Origin of the sequence: Antarctobacter sp., from assembly GCF_965277915.1 — a bacterium.
GTDB lineage: Bacteria > Pseudomonadota > Alphaproteobacteria > Rhodobacterales > Rhodobacteraceae > Antarctobacter.
Window position 1 is genome coordinate 289319 of sequence record NZ_OZ255849.1, and the last position, 19664, is coordinate 308982.

Sequence of the window (19664 nt, forward strand, 5' to 3'; positions counted from 1 at the left end):
TGCATGTTCCATGCTGCGCAAATCGCTTCTGGAGAAACACCAAACGGTGATGATGACTCGGGATCACGCGGTCACCTTTTGGCTCAGGTCTGCGACGACTTCCTGGATCAGACATTCGGTCAATCCGCGCATCCCGGCGCCGGGTGCCACGTGATTGATGTTCAGAAAGGTCTCTGCTGAGAGGCCGAAGGCCGCCGGGCGGAGGATGCGCGGGCAATCGGCAGTTTCGCACTCCGCGACCGCGGCATCGAAAGCGCCTCCGCCCGTCACGCCTTCGGCTAGCGGATGGATCCAGCCAAGAACAGGGGCGCCCAGCGTGGCGAGCGAAGCGCTCGCTGCACGCCATGCATCCAGAGACACCGGGTCAAAGGGAATCGCACCCTGGTAGACGCGCGCGATCTCGTGATCACGTTCCCGCTCCCACAACGCTTTTTTCTTCTTCTTTTTCTTTTCCGGCATTCTCTGGTCTTCGGACAGCATTCCGCGCATGTTCGTCGCCCAGTCAAGTTCCTTTCCCGCCCTTTTCGCATTGCGAAGCGATCCGGACGAAGCAAAAAACGCTTCGTCGAGGTCCACGTCGCCTTTCGGCGGGACCGTGGACAGAAGGACCGGATCGAATTCATGCAGGATGGCGGTCACCCGGTTGGCTGCCGCGATGTCCGCCAGGTGGCGCGCGATGCGTGCAAGACCAATGGCGGTAATCGCCGGCAGGCCAATGTTAAGAACGTGGGCATCGTGACCCGCCGAGCGCAGGAATGACTCGGCGTGTGCAGTGTCGATCGCCCGCATTGTGCCGGAAGAGCCGAAGGCCAGCACAAGCGGATGCCGCGTTCCTGAAAGCAGGGCTGGCGCCCGGTTCAGAAAGGCCACCGCGCGGTTGGCCCGGGCGATCCTGTCGTCCGGGATGGCAGCCAATGCGGCGCTTGCATCCCGTCCCCTTTCGAGGTTGTCGACAAGCTCGGCGAAGCCCAGGTTCGCCAGAAGGGCGACACGTGCCTCGTCGAGGTTCACGCCGAACTCCTCGGAAAACACGATGGTGAGATTGACGAAATCGAGGCTGTCCATGCCGGCCATCAGCAGGTTGTCGGCGGATCGGATCTCATCGGCGGAAAGTGTCGGCTTGATTTTCAGGATGGCATCCAGAATCCGTGCCTCGAAAGAGCCGGATGCAACCGCTTCGCGCGCAGCCAGGCGGCCTTCGATGGCGCGGGCGATGGCTGGTCGGTCGATCTTGCCACTGGTATTAATGGGAAATCCCGGCAAACCGAAGACGCTGGACGGCACCATGTAGTCTGGCAGGGTTTCGCGCAGCGCAGCGCGGTCCAGAGCAGGTTCCGGCGTTTCTGTCTCGACAGCGGCAATCACGTGGGTCGCGTTGGTTTCGGCCGGTGGCCAGGTCAGCGCGACGACGTTGTCGCCGGGGTACTGGGCGCGCAATGCGGCCTCGATCTCGCCCAGTTCCACGCGGTAGCCACGGATCTTGGCCTGGAAATCGCTGCGGCCATGAAAATGCAGCCCTTCCCTGTTGCGGGATACCAGATCGCCGGTGTTGTAGAAATGCCCTGTGCGCCCCGGAAGGTTAACGAAACTGCGCGCGCTGCGCTCCGGGTCGTTGAGGTATCCCTCGGCCACCTGCGGCCCGCCGAGATACAGCGTGCCGATCTCACCTGCGGTCACTTCCTTGCCATCATCTCCGACCACCAGCGCGGTCATGCCCGCAAACGGTTTGCCTATAGGGGTGACGCCCTCGCCCGTTCCCTTCTTCAGGTCATGGCGTACGCAGGCGATAGTGGCCTCGGTCGGCCCGTACCAGTTTTCAAGACGCGCCTGCGGAGTGGCCTCCAGCCAGGCGCGGGCTAAGTCCGACGGCAGCGCCTCGCCGCAGAACAGCGCGCAACGCAGATCGGGAAAGGCCCCCGGTTTCAGGGCGCCGGTTCGATGCAGCGCGCCCGCTAGCGTGGGTACGGAAAACCAGTGCGTGATTCCCTCGCGCACCATGTAGGCCGCGGGGTCGGTCAGATCGCCGGTGGAGGCCACGCAGAGCGTCGCGCCGCTCGACCAGGCGACGAACAGGTCGTGGACCGAGAGATCGAAGGTCAGGTCGAAGGTCTGCGAGAACCGGGCGTCGGGGCTGGGGGACAGCAGGGAAAGCGCCGTATCGAGGTAGGCGCCAAGGTTGGCGTGGGTAATTGCGACGCCCTTTGGCGTGCCAGTCGAACCCGAGGTGAACAGGATATAAGCCGCATCGTCGGGGCGTGCTCGGCCCGTCGCCCAGCCATCGGTCACCCCGCTGACGTAGGCGTCTTCGACCGTGCGTAGCTCGGCATTCGAGCCTTCGGCAATGCGCGTGGCAGCATCTTTGAAAGTCGCACCGCAGAGCAAGTGCGAGGCGCCCGTTCGGCGCAGGATCTCGCGGTTCCGAGCGTCGGGAAACCGACAATTGAGCGGAACGTAGGTTCCGCCGGCAAGTACCGTGGCGAGAATGCCCACATAGGTCGACCCGTGGCGCGCGGCATATATGCCGATCACCGGGTGATCTGCCGGCAGTCGCGACGCCAGTGCGGTGGCCGCGCCGAAAAGTTCTGCATAGCTCCATGTCTCGCCGTCCACCCGCAAGGCGATGTTCTGCGGATGTGCAGCAGCGGAGACGGCGATCCTTTCTGCCAGGTTCGGCACATGCTGTCCCGGCGGGAGGTCGGTCGCGGAGCGTCGAACATGGCGCAGGGCCACGGGTGCCGCAAGGCGGTCCAGCCGATCGTGGTGCTTGGTCTGCTGGACGGTATAGAAAGGCGTCCACGCCTTGTTGGCCCAGCGTTCGAATGGCTCGACAAGTGATGTCCAGACCAGCGGCCATCTTGTGCCGTCGGAAGCCGGAAAATCGCGCCTGTACCCCAGCCGGTCCATGAGCGGGCCGACCATCGCCTCTACCGCCCTGATCCGGCGCTTGGACAAGGTCTGGCGATACTTGTTAAAATTGCCGCTCATCACCGGGCGCGCGAGGTTTTGCCAGGCTTCCCGTCGAGATGAGAATTCCTGCACGTTCTCATTCCGATGATACTCCAGCATCGCGGGTGAGAACTGAAGTCCGAGAAAGCGGCAGAGTTCGCGTAATACTCCCTCGGAATTGGATACGAGGTCTTCGTATCGCTGGAAGAACACCCTGTCTGGTCCGAAGTGTCCCAGCATCCGCAAGCCGAATTTCTGGTCCGCCGCCCAGACCTGCATGGCGTTGCGAAAGGAGCCGAACTTGTTGCCGAAAGCGCCGGACTTGAGCGCAACCGCCGAGGCGAGATAGTCCCGCGGGTCGCGGGTCTGAAAGATGAACCGCGCGTCCGGAAAGGCATCGATGATCTGCGCGGCGGCCTCGTGCAGCTCGTTTTCCTTGACCATCACCACGGAGGCCCCGGTTTCCCGGGCGATACCGCCATAAAGGGCACGCAGGATTTCGCCCGGTGTGAAAGGTTCGGCCGCCTCGACACTTTCGGCAACGGCCTTTGCTACGGCTTGCGGGAACTGCTTGTTTAGGCTTTCGCGTACATGCGCCAGCATGGCTTCTGCCACCGGCCCGTCGCGCTCGCCGTGCACGAACGCATCAGCCCGTGCAATCACGTCCCGGACCAAGTGCAGCGGTTGTGGTGCACTGATTTCAGGATGGGCGTCCAGCATGGCTCGGATCAAGTTTGAGCCGGAGCGTTCGGAGCAAATGAGAAATATCACGGCGGCGTCGGTCATGGCTTTAGCATTCTTTCGGAGCTGTCGAGACCGAGGATGTAAGCCGGACCTTGGGGGAAACTGCGCACCAGGGCCTTCACATGTAGCGGCCAGTGGCGCATGGCCCGCCAATCCGACGGTGCGCGAATCTCGACTTCGGTGCGCAATTCGCCAATGACTTTTTCGTTCGAAGGGGGAAAGAGATGCTGTCGCGCCCAGGAAACCCGCGCCTTGGGCGCGTTTTCGAAGACGGAAGGGGGTAGGTCCTCACCGACCCAGTCCAGCACTTGTGCGAGTGTCTCCTGCGGCGCGGCTGTCAAATCCTCGTAGCGCAGGGACCGGTGTCGCAGCCCATCTGTCTCCTGCCAGCCCGCTAGCCGGCGTTGCCGCCGGCCCCAGGCATCGAGCCGCTGGTTTATGCTGCGCGGCTTCCGCTTGGCCCAGCTGCAGGCGACCGCACGCGGATCCCGGATCAGGTTGAGGACGTGAATGTCCATGGTCCCGATCAGGTGGCAGGCCAGCGCGAACTCGGGCGACTTGGAACTGTCCACTAGAACCTGGGCACCGGACACGAGGACCAGCGCCCTTAGTGCGGCGTCAAGAGCCTCCAGGAAACTGTAATGTGCTCGGCCAAGGCTTTCGAGCGCATCTGGCGTGTTCCAGTTGCGCAGACCTGCGGCCTCGGCCATGAAGGCGCGTCTTTCTGACTCAATCCGGCCTGCCTGTTCTGCGGTCTGTTCCGGGTAGGCCTCTTCTCGGACGGCGCCCCAGAAGGCGCAGTTTGTCAGGCTCTTGCCGCAGGTGCAGGGCACATCCCGGGCCCAGCCGGACCAGACATCGCGCAACTGTCCGATGTTCATGACAGCCTCGCCCTGCGATAACAGGACGGAAAGGATCGTTGTTCCCGAACGGCCGGAGCCCGAGATCATCAGGCAGGTGGGTCTGTCGCGCATTCTCTGGCTAGCTCCGGTCGTTGCGGAGGCTTTATGCCTCTTGCCGCTGTGATTTTGAAGCGCATTTGCTTGAGACGGCGTCACAGGCGCCGAAACATGTCCAACAGGCCCTGGCGGTTCGCGCTGAGCCGGGAGATCTCAGCTCGCAAGGCCTCGATCCGTTCCGGATCTGTCGCGCAGATATCAGTTACCCTGTCCAGTCCGCGGATGCGCGCATTGGCCTCGTCCGGCTTCATGGCAGGCGGGCCGGTTTCAGGAAAGCTCACGCCAAATTCCCGTTCCAGTCAGCCGAGATTCCGTGCCCGACTTCTGTCGCTTTTTTCAATCCGTCGTGCAGCCGTGACCGTGACATCCAGAGGCATCGGCTGTTGCCTTCCTGACACGGGGCCTTCTTCCTTGCCACTTGGGGCAGGATGTGCCAATCGCCACCGTCCCATTGGTCCGGGTGCATCACGATCATCTCGGCCGCCAGATCCGTTCGGGGCCAGTCGAGGAAGAACTGCAGGGCCGCCTCTGGCGCGGGTTTTCAAGGGCAAAGGCATGAGCGCGGTCTTCGGCCTCGATATCCTCGAAATCCGGCAATTGGCCGAGGTAGTCCCGCAGGATCTCGGCGGACAAGGTGGTCTCGAAACACTGCCAGCGCAGGGCCTGCGCGGCAGGTGCGTCGCCCAGGGCCCCCAGAATGCGCGCCTCCAGGCTGACCCGTGGCGGGGACATATCCTCCTCGTCCTCAACAAGAGCGCGCCGCCCCGGCTTGCGCACCCAATCCAGCGCCTCGGCACTGCGCCCGGCTTCAAGAAACTGTGCCGCGATTCCCAGGGTGTCCTGCATGTGCGGGCGCTTTGTTGTTTCCAGCGCGACGAGCAGATCGAGATCCCCCCGCGCCCTGGCGATGGCCTGGCGCATCTCAACCCATTGCGAGGTCATGGAATAAAACCAGCCCTCCGGCGCGCGTGTGGCTTCTTCGGCCTGCCGCTCGGCGATGGCCACTTTCAGATCGGCATCCCAGCGCGCCAGGCTGTCTTGCGGCAGATGCGGCGCCACGGCGGTGGTGACATCGGCCAGGTACCCAGTGTGCTATCGCCGAGAGCAGTTATGATTTTCTCGGGCAACTGATCCGCCTCCGCGGGTGTCAGTCGCGGGGCCAGGTCGCCGATCGCCGCGATCGCCTGGTAATAGACGTCTTGAACACGGCCCGAGGGATCATCGACGCGTTCGAACACACAAGCTCATGCGTAGCTATGAAGCGCAGTAACCTGTTTACGGCCAACGCAGGCGCCGCGGCGCCCAGCTCGGAGGTGAGGGTATCAGTCAGGCTGCGCAGGTCATCGCAAAGGTGCGGGCCTTGTCCCATTCAATGAAACTCCTGGCCCGCGCCAAGCCGGAGAGGCGACGGTCGACCAGCTTGGCAATCGCCTCTGGCTCGGACTTGCCGGCCAGCGCTGCCTTGACCTGCCGCCGGAACCCGGCGTTACGCTCTGCTTCGTCCAGCACCAACTGCGCGAGTTTCTCGGCGCCGAGGTTTTTCAGCTTGTCGGTGGTGAGGGCGGGTTTGCGGGCCATGGGCGGGTCTCGGTGTTGGGCGGTTTGTCAAAGTACCTGCCTCGGACAGATCGTTTGGACAAGTCTTGAGGTTCGACTGACGAGAGGCGGCGGGAGTGTCCGCCCGTCGCACTGGGCAATGCCGGAGCTGCGAACCGCGGCAATGACGCAGGGCGTATCAGGCGGGGATTGGCGTCATGAAATTGGGATCAAACGAGATCTCTGAACGATGCCGACTGAAACTGCCCTGCCCCAACCGGCGGCTGTTCGACTGGACAAAAAATCTCGGTCAGCAGGTGGTAAGTGACTTTGCTAACGGGGGAGCTGCTCGTTGGTCCCGCCACAGAATCCCTGGAGGTGTTCCGTCATGCACCGGGGCGGTCCATGACAAAGTGGGGGATGTTCCGGGGGATGTGAAATTTTTTTCAGCGCTATTTCTGTCAACAAAAACAGCATATTAGCCAAAAATAGTGGCGGAGAGGAAGGGATTCGAACCCTCGAGACGGTTTCCCGCCTACACACTTTCCAGGCGTGCGCCTTCGACCACTCGGCCACCTCTCCGTCGACCCGTTTAGCAAGGACTGCGCGTCGGCTGCAAGAGGCATTCCGACCTTCTCTCCCTGTCATTTGTCGGCACGGTAACCTGCGCCCCGCGTCAGGCTTGCATGTATGAGCACGTGCACCGCACTCTGTGTGGTGAAATGCAAGGAGGGCGGGGATGTTCGCGCGCAAGCAGTTGAAATACGAGGCGGTGGATCTGCCCGACCGGGTTTCGATGCCGGATGAGGAAATGGTCCGGGCGGCGGCCGATTTCCATGACCGGATGAAACAGAGGCATTCGGTGCGAGAGTTCTCTGACCGTTCGGTGCCAAGGGCGGTCATCGAAAACTGTATCCGGACGGCGGGATCGGCGCCCTCGGGTGCCAACCACCAACCGTGGCATTTCGTGGCGATCTCGAATTCGGGGGTGAAGTCGCGCATCCGTGCCGCGGCAGAGGAAGAAGAGCGCCGCTTTTATGACGGGGCGGCGGGGGATGAATGGCTGCGGGCGTTGGAACCGATCGGAACGGGGCCGGACAAGCCGCACCTTGAGATCGCGCCTTGGCTGATTGTGGTCTTTGCCCAACGCTATGGGCAGTTCGACGATGGCACGCGGTTCAAGAACTATTACGTGCCCGAAAGCGTCGGCATTTCTACCGGCTTTCTGCTGGCGGCCTTGCACCATGCCGGGCTGGTGTCCCTGACCCACACGCCAAACCCGATGCGGTTCCTGAACGCGCTGCTTGGGCGGCCGGATTCGGAAAAGCCGGTGATGATTATCGCTGCGGGGCATCCGGCGCCCGGGGCAAAGGTCCCCGCCGTGGCCAAGATCAAGAAACCTCTGGACGAGATCCTGACCCTGATCGAGTAGGCGGCAGGGGCCTCAGCTCGCGACTTGTTCGCGCAGGATCGAGGCGGTCAGCGAGATCATCAGGTAGATGCCGCCGAAGATCAGGAAGGCCAGCATCGTGTTCTCGAACTTGCGGGGGTAGCTCGGGTCCTCCGAAGGTACGGGAACCACCGATGTGGTCAGGTAGCGGGCCTGGCTGTCGGCGTCGCGGCGGGCCTGTTCCAAGCGTTCCAGCGCGGTCTGCAGCATCAGGTCGCGGGTCGAGAGATCTGCCTCTGCCAGCTTGATCTGCACGGCCACCTCGGCCAGGGAGCCCTTTCCCGTTGTGGCCGTCGTCATCTCGAGGTTGAGCCGGTCCAGCAGCGCCTCAAGGCGGCGAATGTCGCCCTGGGCGCCTTCGACCTTGGCGGAATTCGGGCGGCTATTATCCAGCAGAGCCTGCAGTTGCAGTTGTTTCTCCTGCAGTTGCAGCTCGTATGTGTTGATCTGTGAGCGCAACGCGGCAATCCGGCCTTCGGGGTCGATGACGTTGCCTTCCTGTTGCATGCGGACCAGCTTTTCCTGAGCGTCGCGGCGGGCGGCTTCGGCATCGGCCAAACCTTCCTCTGCGTCCTTGACCGCGTTGGATCGTTTGCGCAGCGAAAGGTTGTCCACCCGTTCCTCCGCATAACCGATCAGCGCGCTGGAAAAATCGGCGGCGACCTGCGGGTCGGCGGCCATGACTTCCATCTTGATCACACCCTCGGTCGGATCATAGCCGATCTGGACGTGACGTTTGTACAAGGCATAGGCCTCTTCGTTGGTGGGCTCCGGTTCCAACCGCTGGATCGGGTCGATGAACCCTTGAGTGAAATGCGACTTGAACCCTTCGTCCCGATCCAGGCGCAGCATGGCATCCTTGGAGGTCAGGTAGGATTGCACGGCGATAGCGTCCTGATTGGTGGCGAATTGGGTGCCCGAGAAAAGCGACCCCATCGCCCCGCCCGAGCTTTCGGCCTTGAGGATCAGGAATTCCGACTTGGTCGAATACATCGGGGTCGCAACGGCATAGAAGTAATAGCCGGCGACGAGGGTGGGGAGCAGGACAAAGGCCGCAAGCCGCACCATGAGCAGCATCATCTTCTTGCGGCGTCGTGCCGCCAGTTCGCGCTGGATCTGCCGTATTTCGGTGGCGCGGCGCTCTGCCGGGCTGATGGTTTCCGTCGAAGGCAGTTGCGCCTTTTCCATCTTGATGGTCTGGGGCAGTTGCACCTTGGGTTCCGGTTTCGACTGCTGCGGCGAGGCGGGCGTGTTGTCGGGGTCGGCCTTCACAAGTTCCAGCATGTTGGTGCGCTGGAACGGGTCGATCCCACGTTGGCGCAACAGACGCACGGCGTCGAAATCCGATGTCGCCTCGAACCCGTGCTTGTTGGCGACACGGCGGGCCATGCGCAATTGACGCGCGGTCAGCCCCTCGGCGCGGATCGAGTCGATGTCCGTCTCACCCGCGACCTGGCGGGAAGCGGCGACCTCGTCACTGCGGGCCTTTGCGGAAGTCTCGGTGTTCGAGAACTGCGGTCGTCCCGCTGCGGGCCGGTTGCCCCCGGACTCGGGCGGCGTTGGGGCAGGTGTTTCTGCCGGCGCGGTACGATCGGTCTCGGCACCCTCGCCTGGTTGGGCGGCAGCGGCCGGTGAACGCCGAATGCGGAACTTCTTAGCCTTCGGTTTCATAGTCATACAGCCGTTTCGCTTCTTCCAGGGTGTCGAACATGTACATCTTGCCGTCCATCAGGACAGCCGCCTTGCGGGCAAATTTCTCCAGCACCTTTGGTTGGTGACTGACGATTACGATCGTCGTCGTCCGCAGCCTTTCGGCCAGGATGTCGCCAGCGCGCTTGTTGAACGCGGCGTCGGTGGAATTGGGCATGCCCTCGTCGATCAGGTACATGTCGAAATCCAGCGCCAGCATCAGGGCAAAGGTGAACCGGGCCCTCATACCGGACGAATATGTGCCGATGGGCTGGTCGAAATACTCCTTCAGATCGCAAAGCCAACGGCAGAAGGATTCGACGTAGTCGGGATCAATCCCGTAGAGCTTGGCGATGAACCGGGCGTTTTCCCTGGCCGAGATCTTGGACACGACGCCGCCCATGAAGCCCAGTGGAAACGAGACACGGCAACCACGCCGGATTTCGCCCTCATCCGGTTTTTCCAGTCCTGCCATCATCTTGATGACGGTGGATTTGCCGGTGCCGTTGGGGGCGAGGATGCCAAGGGATTCACCCAGGTCAACGCGGAACGACACCCGGTCAAGAATCACCTTGCGCTGGGCGCCCGTCCAGAAGGACTTGCTGACCATGTCGAACTCTAACATCTGGGTGCCCTGACTACGCTCGGATCCCTAATGATCTGGTGTATGCGCCAACTTGGTAGACAATTTGTTCACATTATGGCGCTGGCGCGAAACAAAAACAAACCGGGCCCCGTGCAGGGACCCGGCAAGTCAACAATTCTCCATGAGGTTCAGGCGACGAGACCCCAGGTCATGCCTGCGATCAGTGCCCCCAGCAACGCGTAGACGAAGTAGGCCAAGAATACGCGGGGTTTGACGAGCGCCCAGACCGCGATGGCCGCAGGGATGCAGCTGACACCACCGGCGACGACAAAGCTCATCGCCGCGCCCGGTGCCATGCCCTGCGCCAGCAGCGCATCGACCAGCGGCACAGCGGCATAGCCGTTCAGATAGGCCGGCGCCCCGACCAATGCGCCCAGCAGGACCGGCATGAACCCGGTGCCACCCAGCACGCCGGCGATCATTTCGGCGGGCACGTAGTGGATCATCAACGCCTCGATGACATAGGCCAATGTCAGCCATTTCAGCAGGAACAGGGCGTTCTCAAATGCCGTATCGCGGAAGGTGGCGGTGCGTTCGCTCTCTTGCCAGAAGGCCCAGACGGGCTTGCCCTGAAAGGGTTTCTTGACGCCGCAGCAGCCGCCCACCTGCGGTTTTTCGCGCAGTGGGGCGCGGAAGACCGGGCTATCGGCCAGGGTCTTGGTCCCGAACCCGCCCAAAAGGCCCAGGCCGACGGCAGCGACGGTCTTGGCCACGGCGAAGTCCCAGCCAAGCGTGCCCGCGGTGATGAGGAACATGGCCGGATCCATCAGCGGCGAGGCCAGCCAGAAGGCCATGACCGCCGACAAGGGGGCGCCCACCGCCAGCAGCGCCGCGATGAAGGGGATCACTTCGCAGGAACAGAAAGGCGACATGCCCCCCAGCAGCGCGGCCAGGAAAATCATCCGGACTTCGCGCCCCTCAAAGGCCCTCGCCAGCAGCGTTTCGGCCCCGGTGGCCTTGAGATAGGCGACCGCCAGCACGGCAAAGAGGATGAACGGCGCGGTATGGCCAAGGGCCCCCGCGGTGAAAGTCACCGTCGGCCAGAACTGGGGCCAGTCGATCAGCGCGACGAGAGCCAGAAGCACGGCACTGGCCAGCCAGGCCTTGGAAACGGGCGGCAGGCGGCGTGTGGCCGTTGTTGACGTATCAGCCATTGTCGATGTCCTTGTGGCAGATCGAGGCATCCGCGCAGCACTGGCGCAGCAGGTAGTCCGACAGCGCCTCGACCTCGGAATAGTCGGCGGCGGCGCAGATGATCGAGCGTCCCTGCCGCGCCTGGGTAACGAGCCCGGCGGCAGAGAGGATTTTCAGGTGATGGGTGAGGGTTGATCCGGTGATCCCGGTACGTTCACCCAGTGCGCCGATGCTGAGCCCGTCGTGCCCGGCCCGCACCAGCGTGTGCAGAACCTGAAGGCGCTGTTCGGACCCGAGCGCGGCGAACTTGGAGGCCGCCGTTTCGACGGTCAGGGGAAGAGAATCGGTCATTTTCATAATTCTAAAAATGTCGAACTGAAGGCGCTTTCGCAAGTCAAATTTCGACAACCTTCGAAATGAGTGCTGGTCAAGGCGCCAGCGTTGCCGGAAATTGCGGCAGCTCCGGAGGAGCGTACTCCCGGCCGCTTGTGTTTCTTTGGGCCGAAAATACCTCCCGGGGAGAGGCCGAAGGCCGAGGAGGCAGCGCCCCCTCCCGGCGTGACCTCGACGCATCGGCGCATTAGACTTGCGCAATGCATCAACTGCTTGCCGACATTCGCGCCTGCCGTCTCTGCGCCGAGCGTTTCGCCGCCACCGAGACGGAACATGCGCCGCGCCCGGTCCTGCGGGCCCGGCCCTCGGCCCGGTTGCTCATCGCGGGTCAGGCCCCGGGAATGAAGGTCCATCACTCGGGCTTGCCGTTTACCGATCCCTCCGGAGACCGTCTGCGCGACTGGCTGGGCGTCGACGCCGAGACCTTCTACGACGAGACCCGCGTGGCCATCGTGCCCATGGCCTTCTGCTTTCCCGGCTACCGCAAGGGCTCGGACCTGCCGCCGCCGCCGATCTGTGCCCGCACCTGGCGGCAACAGGTTATCGATGCATTGCCCGATGTCCGGCTGACCGTCCTCGTCGGCGGCTATGCCCAGAAATGGCATCTGGGTGTCAAAGGCGGGGTGACAGAGACCGTTGCCCGCTGGCGCGACTTTTCGCCCGCGGCACTGCCCTTGCCGCATCCCTCGTGGCGCAATACCGCATGGTTGAAACGCAATCCCTGGTTCGAGGCCGAGCTGCTGCCCGTCCTGCGGACCCGTGTCGCGGAGGTGCTGGCATGAGCGAAGAGACCCTGACCGAACTGGACCGCGCCCATGCGGCGATGGAGGCCGCGCCGGATGATGACGCTCTGCGCCTGCGTTACTACGACCGGCTGGCCACGACCGAACTGTACCTGATGCTTGCCGCCGAACCGCAGGGGCAGGAGATCTCTCCCGAGATCTTCGAACTGGGCGACGCGCGCTTCGTCCTGGGGTTCGACCGGGAGGAACGGCTGTCCGGTTTTGCCGGGCGGGCCGTTCCCTACGCGGCACTGTCCGGCCGGGCGCTGGCCGCGATGCTGGCGGGGCAGGGGATCGGCCTGGCCCTGAACCTCGAGGTCGCCCCTTCGCAGTACCTGCTGCCGCCCGAGGCACTGGCCTGGCTGGCGGAAACTCTGGGTCACGGCCCGCAACAGGCCGAGGCGCGCCCCGCCGAGTTCCGCGCCCCGCGCGTGCCAGAGGCGCTGGTGACGGCGCTGGATGCGCGTCTGGCCACCGGCGCCGGGCTTGCCCGCAAGGCCTACCTCGCCGAGGTGATCTATGACGACGGGACGCGGGGGCACCTTCTGGGGATCACCGGCGCCGTTGCGGGCGCCGAAACCGCGCTGGCCGGGGCCATCAACGAGGCGCTGGTCTTCTCGGGGTTGGAGGCGGGGGCGCTGGACGTCACCTTTCTGTCGGACAGCGACCGACTGACAGCCGATCTTGCCCGCGTCGCGCTGCGCTTTGACCTGCCAGAGGCTCAGGAACCAAAGCGGGTCGAGCGTCTGGCCCCCGGGACCGATCCGGAAAAGCCGCCGATCCTGCGCTGATCTTCCGGTCAGGCCAAGTCGGACCTCAGCGTCGGCAGGGTATCCCCTGGGCGGGGCTGCGCTTCCCAGATCGCGCGGGCGATGGCGCGGGACAGGCACAGGCTGGCCGCATGGCCGATCATCGTTCCCTGCGTGCCCGGATCGTCCAAGGGCCGTGCGCCTGTAGCGGCTGCAAAAACAAGGTCCCCGTCCATCGGTGAATGCGCCGGCAGGATCGCCCGCGCGATCCCGTCATGGGCCGCAACGGCGACGCGGTGGCACTGTGCCTTGCTCAACGCGGCGTCGGTGGCCACGATCGCGATGGTCGTGTTGCCCTGGGCGGCCATTGCGCCGAGTTTGCGGCTGGGGGGGAGGGCGAGGCCCGGGGACGGGTCCACGCCGAGGCCGCCGAACTCTGCCCCGATTTCGAAAGGGGCCGCCCAGAAATGGCGCCCGGAGGGGGTGGTCACGCTGCCCATCGGGTTGGCGGCGACCAGCGCGCCCACCGTGATGCCGTCGTCCAGCACGAGGCTGGCGGAGCCCAGCCCGCCCTTGTGTTGCGCCGTCTGCGCGCCGGTGCCCGCACCAGCGGTGCCCAGGGCGAAGTCCGCGGCCGCCGAGGTCAGCGCCCGCCGACCCAGCGCAGGATAGGGATTGTCGGCCCAGGCCTTGTCGCCGCCGTTCAGCAGATCGAAGAGTATGGCCGCCGGGACGATTGGCACGCGTGCCGAGAAGATACTGAATCCCTTGCCTTTTTCATGCAGTTCGTCCATCACGCCCTGTGCCGCGGCAAGCCCAAAGGCGCTGCCGCCGGACAGCACCAGCGCATGCACGGCCTCGACCGTTTTGTCCGGCGCCAGCAGGTCGGTTTCGCGTGTCCCGGGCGCCCCGCCCATGACCGAAACCGAGGCGGTGAACGGGCAGTCCGAAGTCAGGACCGTGGTGCCCGACCGGAGCGTTTCGTCCTCGGCATTGCCGACCAGAAGGCCGGGCACGTCGGTGATCAGGTTACGGTTTCCGGGTCGCATGGCTGGCCTTGGTCTCGGGAATTTGCGCGCAGCATCCGGGTCCCTCCGCAGAATCGCAAGGGGCCTTGGCCGCGACCGATGAAGATCCGGTGACGGCGGCGGGCGAGGGGGTTAACGCGGCGTGCGCGCCGCAACACGGCACAAGATGTTGTGGTCATGCCCGGTCCGGACACGGTTGGAAACAGAGAGACAGGGCGGCCTGATCCGTACGTTTTGTACAAAACGTACGGCGTTTTCCGCAAAACGTACAAAACCGTTCGCGCTTTGGTCCGGTCATGAAGATGACGTTGCGTCTGAAAAGGTTAAGGCCGGCGATACGGGGGCCGGTGCGCTCAGGGGCGCCCGGCCAGATCCGTGATCTGCGCCCGCATGACAGAGGTAAAATCCCCGCTGGCGGGTCGCGACGCGAGCGGCGCGAAGATGACGGAGGCAAGCCCCATCTCGGCGGCGCGGTCCCTGGCCTCCCGGGGCGGTTCGGCCTCCCAGATCAGGAGGGTGGCGCCGGTGTCCGTCACCATGTTCTGCAGGTCCTGCCACTGCGCCTCGTCCGGCATGGCGCCGGCCTCCCATTCGAGCGCGGCGATATCGAGACCGTAGGCCCGGGCGAAATACTGGTAGCGGGGGTGGGTCGCGATGATCGTCGTGCCTTGCAGCGCCGCGAGGGCCTCGCGCGCATGGCTGTCGAGGGCGTCCAGATCGGCCAGCAGCGCGGGCAGGGTTTCCGCCACCTGATCGCTCAGGCCGGGCATCCGGCGTTGCATGGCGGCCGCCAATGCCTGCGCCTGTCCGGCTGCCAGTTCGAAATCGAGCCAGGTATAGCTGGCGGTGCCGGTGTGCGAATGTTCACCATCCTCGCCGTGGCTGTGGGTCACGGATTGCGTGGCGATGAAGGCCCCGGACAGGTCCGAGGAGGTATCGATGAGCCGCGAGCGCGGCAGCGAGGCGCGCGTCGTCCATGCCGCGAACCCGGCCCCGTTGAGCGCGATCAGATCCGCCTGCTGGATCGCCGCGATGTCGGACAGGCCGGGCCGCCAGAAGGACGGGTCGCGCCCCTCGGGCACCGGGAACAGCACCTCGATCGCATCGCCGCCCAGCCGTTCCGCCATCCAGGCCAAGGGGTAGTTCACGGTTGCCACCACGGGCCGGTCCTGAGCGCTGGCGGCGCCAGCCAGAACGGCCAGCGCAAAGGCAAGAGGTTTGAGCATCAGTACGTTCCCTGACCGTAGGCGATGTCGTCCGGTGTCAGCATCCAGTAATCGGAATGGCCCTCGTTGACCTCGACCTCGATCATCAGGCCGGTGTTCGCCGTGCCCTCTGGCAGGGTGAACTGGGTCTTGCCCTCGGCGCCGATCTCCAGCGTCATCAGCAGGACGTTGTCGGCATCCAGCACGCGCACCGCGCCCCCTGTAGGGGTGCGGCCGGATGAAAAGGTGGATTCCACCGTCACGGTCTGCCCCGAGACAGAGGCAAAGACCCGCAGGTCATGCGCCGCGACGGGCGTGGCGGCGACACATATGGCAAGGACAAGCGCGCGTATCATTCCGCCGCCCAGTCCTCGAAGTGGACCCAGATCACCGCGCCCAGTTCGTGGGCCTTGTCCTCACCGTCATGCTGCATCGGCTCTGCGGCGGTGTTCAGTGCGGCAAAGCCCCACCATCCGGCGGTCGGCACGGCATAGCTGAAGACGCCATCGGCGTCGGCCTTGATCGTCTGGGTGATCATCAGGTCCGAGGGCGCGACGGCGCTGCCGTCCTCGTTGTAGTATTCGACCTCGACCTCTGCATAGGGCACGGGTTCGCCGTCGAGCTTGACGATGCCCTGGAACAGGTTGCCTTCCCACAGGGCAAAGGGCTTGGACAGCGGCACGATCTCTGTCTTGAGGCCCAGTTCCGCGTCCCAGCCTTCATCGTCGCCATAGGCCGAGACGTAGGTCTTGGTGAAATGGGTGATGAAGGCGTCTTCCTCGGGTTCCCAGTAGGGTTTGGGCGTCAGGGCAAAGACATGCGTGCCCGGACGTTCCAGCCGGTATTCGGTGGTAAAACCCGCGTGGTCCATGACCTGCGTGTCCTCCAACGTGTCCAGCAGGTCTGTCGTCTCGCCGCCGTGTGTCACGGTAAAGGCCTCGGGCATTTCCAGCACCATGCCCACGCCCTCGAACGGATGCGAGAAGGAGAGCGTCAGGTCGATGCTGCGCCCGTCTTCCTGGCTGACCATGTTGTCGGAGGGGATGATCATGCCGTAGTGGGCCGTTGCCGTCGTGGCGAAGGCGGCAAGGGCCGCGGCGGTCATCAGTGTCTTCATCGGGATGTCTCCGTTACAGGTCAGGTCAAATGGCTACTCAAAGTGCAAGGATCCAGGCAACAAGGCTGTCGCCGTTCATCGTGACGAGCGTGACAAGCCCCGCGGCAATCCCTGCCGACAGGATCAACAGTAGGGCAATTTCCGCGAAGGCCAATCGCAGGATCATGAAACGGCCCGCGCCGAGCCGCCGGGCGGTTTCGATCTCGGGCGCGCGCAGGCTCCACGCCAGGAAGAGCGACAGGCCGATGGCGCCAAGCGCGGCGATCCCGATCACCAGGGTGACCGCGTCCAGGAGCGTCGCGATCCGGAAGATCCGATCGACCAGTCCCGCGACCACCTCTGCCGGGACGGTCATCTGCAGCGGGTTTTCCGGGTCGAGATAGCGCCCGCGCAGGATCGTGCCCGAGCGGGTGTCATAGGGGGCGACCAGCACGGCGGAGAGCGGGTAGTCTCCGGCGGCGCCGTGGAAATGAAAGCTGTCGATGTTCTCGGGCGTGATGCGCTGGAACTGGGTGATGGCGGCATTGGCGGTGACATTGCCCGCGGCGTCCGGTGTCACCACGTCATCATGCCCGTGCCCGATGCCTGCGATGATCCAGGTGGTCTTGACGTCGGTAAAGACGGCCTCGTCGTCGGGGGTGCCGGTGGCGGCCAGCACGCCGGTGATCTGCAGTTCCAGCGGATAGACCCCGTCGAGGTCGAAGAGATTTTCCGGCGCCGAGACGACGGTGTCGCCGGGGCCGAGGCCCAGCCGGTCCGCCACCTGCGCGCCCAGCACCGCCTCACCCAAAAGGGCCATCTGCCGCCCCTCGGCGATCTGCAGGCCGCGAAAGTCGAAATAGTCGAGCGAGGTGCCCACGATCCGGGCGCCATTGGTCTGGAAGGCGGTGTGCAGCGGGATCGGCAGGGCCAGCCCGCTGTCCCAGACCGCGTCCTCGGCGGCGCGGGTAATGGGCTGGGCGCGGTCCTGCGAGAAATAGACCGTGCTCATGACCAGGTCGAGCTGGCTGCCGCGCGCGCCCAGCACCAGCGGCGTGACCTCGGCCCGGCGGGTCAGCGCCTCTTCGGAGCCGCGCAAGAGGACCTGTGTCACCAGCGGGACCGAGAGGATCAGCGCGCCCACGACGACGAGCAGCAGACTGCGCGCCCATGTCCAGCGCAGGTGGGCGAAGGCCAGGAAAAGCGCGTTCATGCCGGCTGTCTCAGCGATGCGAAATCGATCACCCGGTCGAACCGGGGCAAGAGGTCGTGGTCATGTGTCACCGCGAGGACGGTCGCCTGCATGTCAGAGGCCCGGTCGAACAGCAGGTCGAGGATGGCTTCCTTGGTTTCCGGGTCGAGGTTGCCGGTGGCCTCGTCCGCGAGGATCAGTTTCGGTTGCGTGACCAGCGCCCGGCAGATGGCCACGCGCTGCTGTTCGCCCCCCGACAGCGCGGCGGGATGGCTTTTCAGGCGATGCGCGATTCCGCAGGCCTCTGCCAGGGCGCGGGCCCGTTCCCTGACCTGCGCATCGAGCCGCAGCCCGAGGCCGACGCGATAGGGATAGAGGATGTTCTCGTAGGCGTTCAGGTAGTCGACCAGCGCGAAATTCTGAAAGATGAAGCCCACATGCGTCGCCCGGAACCGGCGGCGCGCGGCGTCGTCCAGCGTCGCCAGATCGGTGTCGGCGACGGTCAATGCGCCGGCGTCCGCCCGGACCATCCCGGCCACGAGGTTCAGCAGCGTCGTCTTGCCGGTGCCGCTGGGGCCGATCACGCCGACCCGTTCGCACGGCGCCACGTCCAGCGAGGGCACCTTCAGGGCAAAGCCGCCGCCGGGATAGGCAAAGGACAGGTCGCGGGCGGCGATCAACTGCCGTCTCCCGGGGGAGGCGCGTCGGCGTTGCGTTCGAGCGTCCCCGCGTCGCTGCGGTCGACCTCTGTCAGCGAGAAGCCGGTGATCTTCCAGGCGCCCTGGTCGGCGGCCATCGTGAGATCGGCGGCGTAGGCGTTGCCGCGCATGTGCATGTGCTCGGCATGGCCGACCACGCCAAGGACGCGCCACCTGGCGGTGATCTCGACCATGTCGCCGTTTCGGCGCGCGCTCATGCCCAGTAGCGAGACCTCGTGGATTTCCTGGTCCGGGTTCAGGCCGCCCCCGGCCATTGCCCCGACCCGTTCGAGGTAGAGCTGTTCCAGCGCCGGCCCCGTGGCCACCTTTGCCAGCCGGTCGTAGATCTCGGTCTCTTCGGTCTGGCTGAAGGCCTCGTAGATCGTGGCGAGGATGCCCGGCAGCAACAGGGGGCTTTCGCGCGAGAATTCCTGCGGCGACATGCCGTCGGCGGTGACGGGGCCCGTCCGGTCTGGCGCGATGAAGGTCCAGGCGCCGATCGCGATGCCGGCCGCCGCCAGCGCCGCGGCCAAGATGTTTCTGAACATGATACGACTGCACCGCCTTCCGAACTGTCGCCAAGAGCATAGTGCAGACCGGATCGCGTGCAAGGCGGGCCGGGATGGTTCGCCTTGCATCCGGGGGCGACGCCTGTGTTTTCCGGCGCGCGCTAGATGCACCTGCCGCCGTCCACCTCCATGCAGACGCCGGTGATCATGTCGGCCTCGTCCGAGCAGAGGAACAGGGCGGCGTTGGCGAGGTCGCGGGGCGTGGAAAACCGGCCCAGCGGGATGGTGGAGAGGAATTTCGCCCGCATCTCTGGCGTGTCCTCACCCATGAAACTGGCGAGCAGGGGCGTTTCGCCCGCCACCGGGTTGAGCGCGTTGACACGGATGCCGGCGGGCGCCAGTTCCACCGCCATGGCCCGGGTCGCGGTGTTCATCCAGCCCTTGGAGGCGTTGTACCAGTTCAGGTTCGGCCGGGGCGAGACGCCGGCGGTGGAGGCCACGTTGAGGATCGCGCCCGAGCCCTGCGCCTTGAGCGCAGGGACAAGCGCGCGGGCGGCGAGGTAGACGGACTTGCAGTTGACGGCGAAGACGCGGTCGAAGTCCTCTTCGCTGACCTCTTCCATCGGGGCGGGCAGATGGGTGATGCCGGCGTTGTTCACCAGGATGTCGATGCCTCCCATGTGTTCGGTCGCCAGCGCCACGAGGGCGCGGACGCTGGCCCCGTCGGCGACATCGGTGTGCAGGGGGTGGGCGCCGGTCTCTTCGGCCACGCGGCGGGCGTTTTCATAGTTGATGTCGGCCACCACCACCTGCGCGCCCTCGGCGGCGAACCGGGTGACGATCCCCTCGCCAAAGCCGGAGCCGCCGCCGGTGACGATGGCGCGTTTTCCTTGCAGTCTCATGCTGGG

Annotated in this window: 19 protein-coding genes, 1 tRNA gene and 1 pseudogene; 3 read left to right on the forward strand and 18 right to left on the reverse strand. The window is 64.8% G+C overall.

All coding sequences use genetic code 11. From position 1 onward, the window contains the following. Positions 1-63 precede the first annotated feature (63 nt). From ACQY5B_RS02335 to ACQY5B_RS02360, 6 genes and pseudogenes are all read right to left on the reverse strand, one after another. A complete protein-coding gene (locus ACQY5B_RS02335; protein ID WP_420326549.1) occupies positions 64-3732 on the reverse strand; it encodes an amino acid adenylation domain-containing protein in 3669 nt (1222 codons plus the stop codon). Then, entirely contained in the window at positions 3729-4664 is a 936-nt protein-coding gene (locus ACQY5B_RS02340; protein ID WP_420326548.1) for a sulfotransferase, read from the reverse strand. Before ACQY5B_RS02340 ends, ACQY5B_RS02335 begins: the two co-directional genes overlap by 4 nt. Before the next feature lie 80 nt (positions 4665-4744). Beyond that, positions 4745-4900: a hypothetical protein gene (locus ACQY5B_RS02345; RefSeq protein ID WP_420326547.1), complete on the reverse strand. Its 156-nt coding sequence runs from the start codon at positions 4898-4900 to the stop codon at positions 4745-4747. Positions 4901-5120: 220 nt separating this feature from the next. After that, positions 5121-5887 (reverse strand): annotated as a pseudogene (locus ACQY5B_RS02350) (DUF6880 family protein). A gap of 88 nt (positions 5888-5975) precedes the next feature. After that, complete coding sequence (locus tag ACQY5B_RS02355) at positions 5976-6227, reverse strand: DUF6880 family protein (protein ID WP_420326546.1); 252 nt, start codon at positions 6225-6227, stop codon at positions 5976-5978. A 450-nt stretch (positions 6228-6677) separates the two neighbouring features. Further along, positions 6678-6767, reverse strand: a tRNA-Ser gene (locus ACQY5B_RS02360). A gap of 157 nt (positions 6768-6924) precedes the next feature. Here ACQY5B_RS02360 and ACQY5B_RS02365 point away from each other — a divergent pair. Further along, positions 6925-7617, forward strand: a complete 693-nt coding sequence (locus ACQY5B_RS02365; protein ID WP_420326545.1) for a nitroreductase family protein — start codon at positions 6925-6927, stop codon at positions 7615-7617. Positions 7618-7629: 12 nt separating this feature from the next. Here the strand turns inward: ACQY5B_RS02365 and ACQY5B_RS02370 are convergent, their stop codons facing one another. The 4 genes from ACQY5B_RS02370 to ACQY5B_RS02385 form a co-directional block, all read right to left on the reverse strand. Continuing rightward, positions 7630-9312 carry a KpsE/RkpR family capsule polysaccharide export protein gene (locus ACQY5B_RS02370; RefSeq protein WP_420326544.1) on the reverse strand — a complete coding sequence of 561 codons (1683 nt, stop codon included), beginning with the start codon at positions 9310-9312 and terminating at the stop codon, positions 7630-7632. Further along, a complete protein-coding gene (locus ACQY5B_RS02375; RefSeq protein ID WP_305969300.1) occupies positions 9290-9949 on the reverse strand; it encodes an ABC transporter ATP-binding protein in 660 nt (219 codons plus the stop codon). Before ACQY5B_RS02375 ends, ACQY5B_RS02370 begins: the two co-directional genes overlap by 23 nt. Before the next feature lie 149 nt (positions 9950-10098). Next, positions 10099-11124, reverse strand: a complete 1026-nt coding sequence (locus tag ACQY5B_RS02380; protein ID WP_305969299.1) for a permease — start codon at positions 11122-11124, stop codon at positions 10099-10101. Further along, positions 11117-11461, reverse strand: coding sequence for an ArsR/SmtB family transcription factor (locus ACQY5B_RS02385; protein WP_305969298.1), 345 nt, complete (start codon positions 11459-11461; stop codon positions 11117-11119). Before ACQY5B_RS02385 ends, ACQY5B_RS02380 begins: the two co-directional genes overlap by 8 nt. Before the next feature lie 236 nt (positions 11462-11697). Between ACQY5B_RS02385 and ACQY5B_RS02390 the strand changes: the two genes are divergently transcribed. After that, positions 11698-12279 (forward strand): uracil-DNA glycosylase family protein, encoded by a 582-nt coding sequence (locus ACQY5B_RS02390; RefSeq protein WP_420326543.1) that lies wholly within the window; start codon positions 11698-11700, stop codon positions 12277-12279. Further along, the gene (locus ACQY5B_RS02395) at positions 12276-13070 is read left to right on the forward strand and encodes an SseB family protein (RefSeq protein WP_420326542.1); all 795 of its coding nucleotides are present in this window, start codon (positions 12276-12278) and stop codon (positions 13068-13070) included. The genes ACQY5B_RS02390 and ACQY5B_RS02395 overlap by 4 nt, the downstream gene beginning before the upstream one ends. 8 nt (positions 13071-13078) lie before the next feature. Here the strand turns inward: ACQY5B_RS02395 and ACQY5B_RS02400 are convergent, their stop codons facing one another. The 8 genes from ACQY5B_RS02400 to ACQY5B_RS02435 form a co-directional block, all read right to left on the reverse strand. Next, entirely contained in the window at positions 13079-14077 is a 999-nt protein-coding gene (locus ACQY5B_RS02400; protein ID WP_420326541.1) for a P1 family peptidase, read from the reverse strand. A 332-nt stretch (positions 14078-14409) separates the two neighbouring features. After that, positions 14410-15282 (reverse strand): metal ABC transporter substrate-binding protein, encoded by an 873-nt coding sequence (locus ACQY5B_RS02405; protein WP_420326539.1) that lies wholly within the window; start codon positions 15280-15282, stop codon positions 14410-14412. Beyond that, positions 15282-15617 (reverse strand): hypothetical protein, encoded by a 336-nt coding sequence (locus ACQY5B_RS02410; RefSeq protein ID WP_420326537.1) that lies wholly within the window; start codon positions 15615-15617, stop codon positions 15282-15284. Before ACQY5B_RS02410 ends, ACQY5B_RS02405 begins: the two co-directional genes overlap by 1 nt. Further along, entirely contained in the window at positions 15614-16378 is a 765-nt protein-coding gene (locus ACQY5B_RS02415) for a DUF4198 domain-containing protein (protein ID WP_420326535.1), read from the reverse strand. The genes ACQY5B_RS02410 and ACQY5B_RS02415 overlap by 4 nt, the downstream gene beginning before the upstream one ends. 37 nt (positions 16379-16415) lie before the next feature. Beyond that, positions 16416-17570, reverse strand: coding sequence for an ABC transporter permease (locus ACQY5B_RS02420; RefSeq protein WP_420326533.1), 1155 nt, complete (start codon positions 17568-17570; stop codon positions 16416-16418). Next, the gene (locus ACQY5B_RS02425) at positions 17567-18229 is read right to left on the reverse strand and encodes an ABC transporter ATP-binding protein (protein ID WP_420326532.1); all 663 of its coding nucleotides are present in this window, start codon (positions 18227-18229) and stop codon (positions 17567-17569) included. Before ACQY5B_RS02425 ends, ACQY5B_RS02420 begins: the two co-directional genes overlap by 4 nt. Then, positions 18226-18795 carry a hypothetical protein gene (locus tag ACQY5B_RS02430; RefSeq protein ID WP_420326530.1) on the reverse strand — a complete coding sequence of 190 codons (570 nt, stop codon included), beginning with the start codon at positions 18793-18795 and terminating at the stop codon, positions 18226-18228. The genes ACQY5B_RS02425 and ACQY5B_RS02430 overlap by 4 nt, the downstream gene beginning before the upstream one ends. A gap of 122 nt (positions 18796-18917) precedes the next feature. Further along, positions 18918-19658 (reverse strand): glucose 1-dehydrogenase, encoded by a 741-nt coding sequence (locus ACQY5B_RS02435; protein WP_420326528.1) that lies wholly within the window; start codon positions 19656-19658, stop codon positions 18918-18920. Positions 19659-19664: the final 6 nt, after the last annotated feature.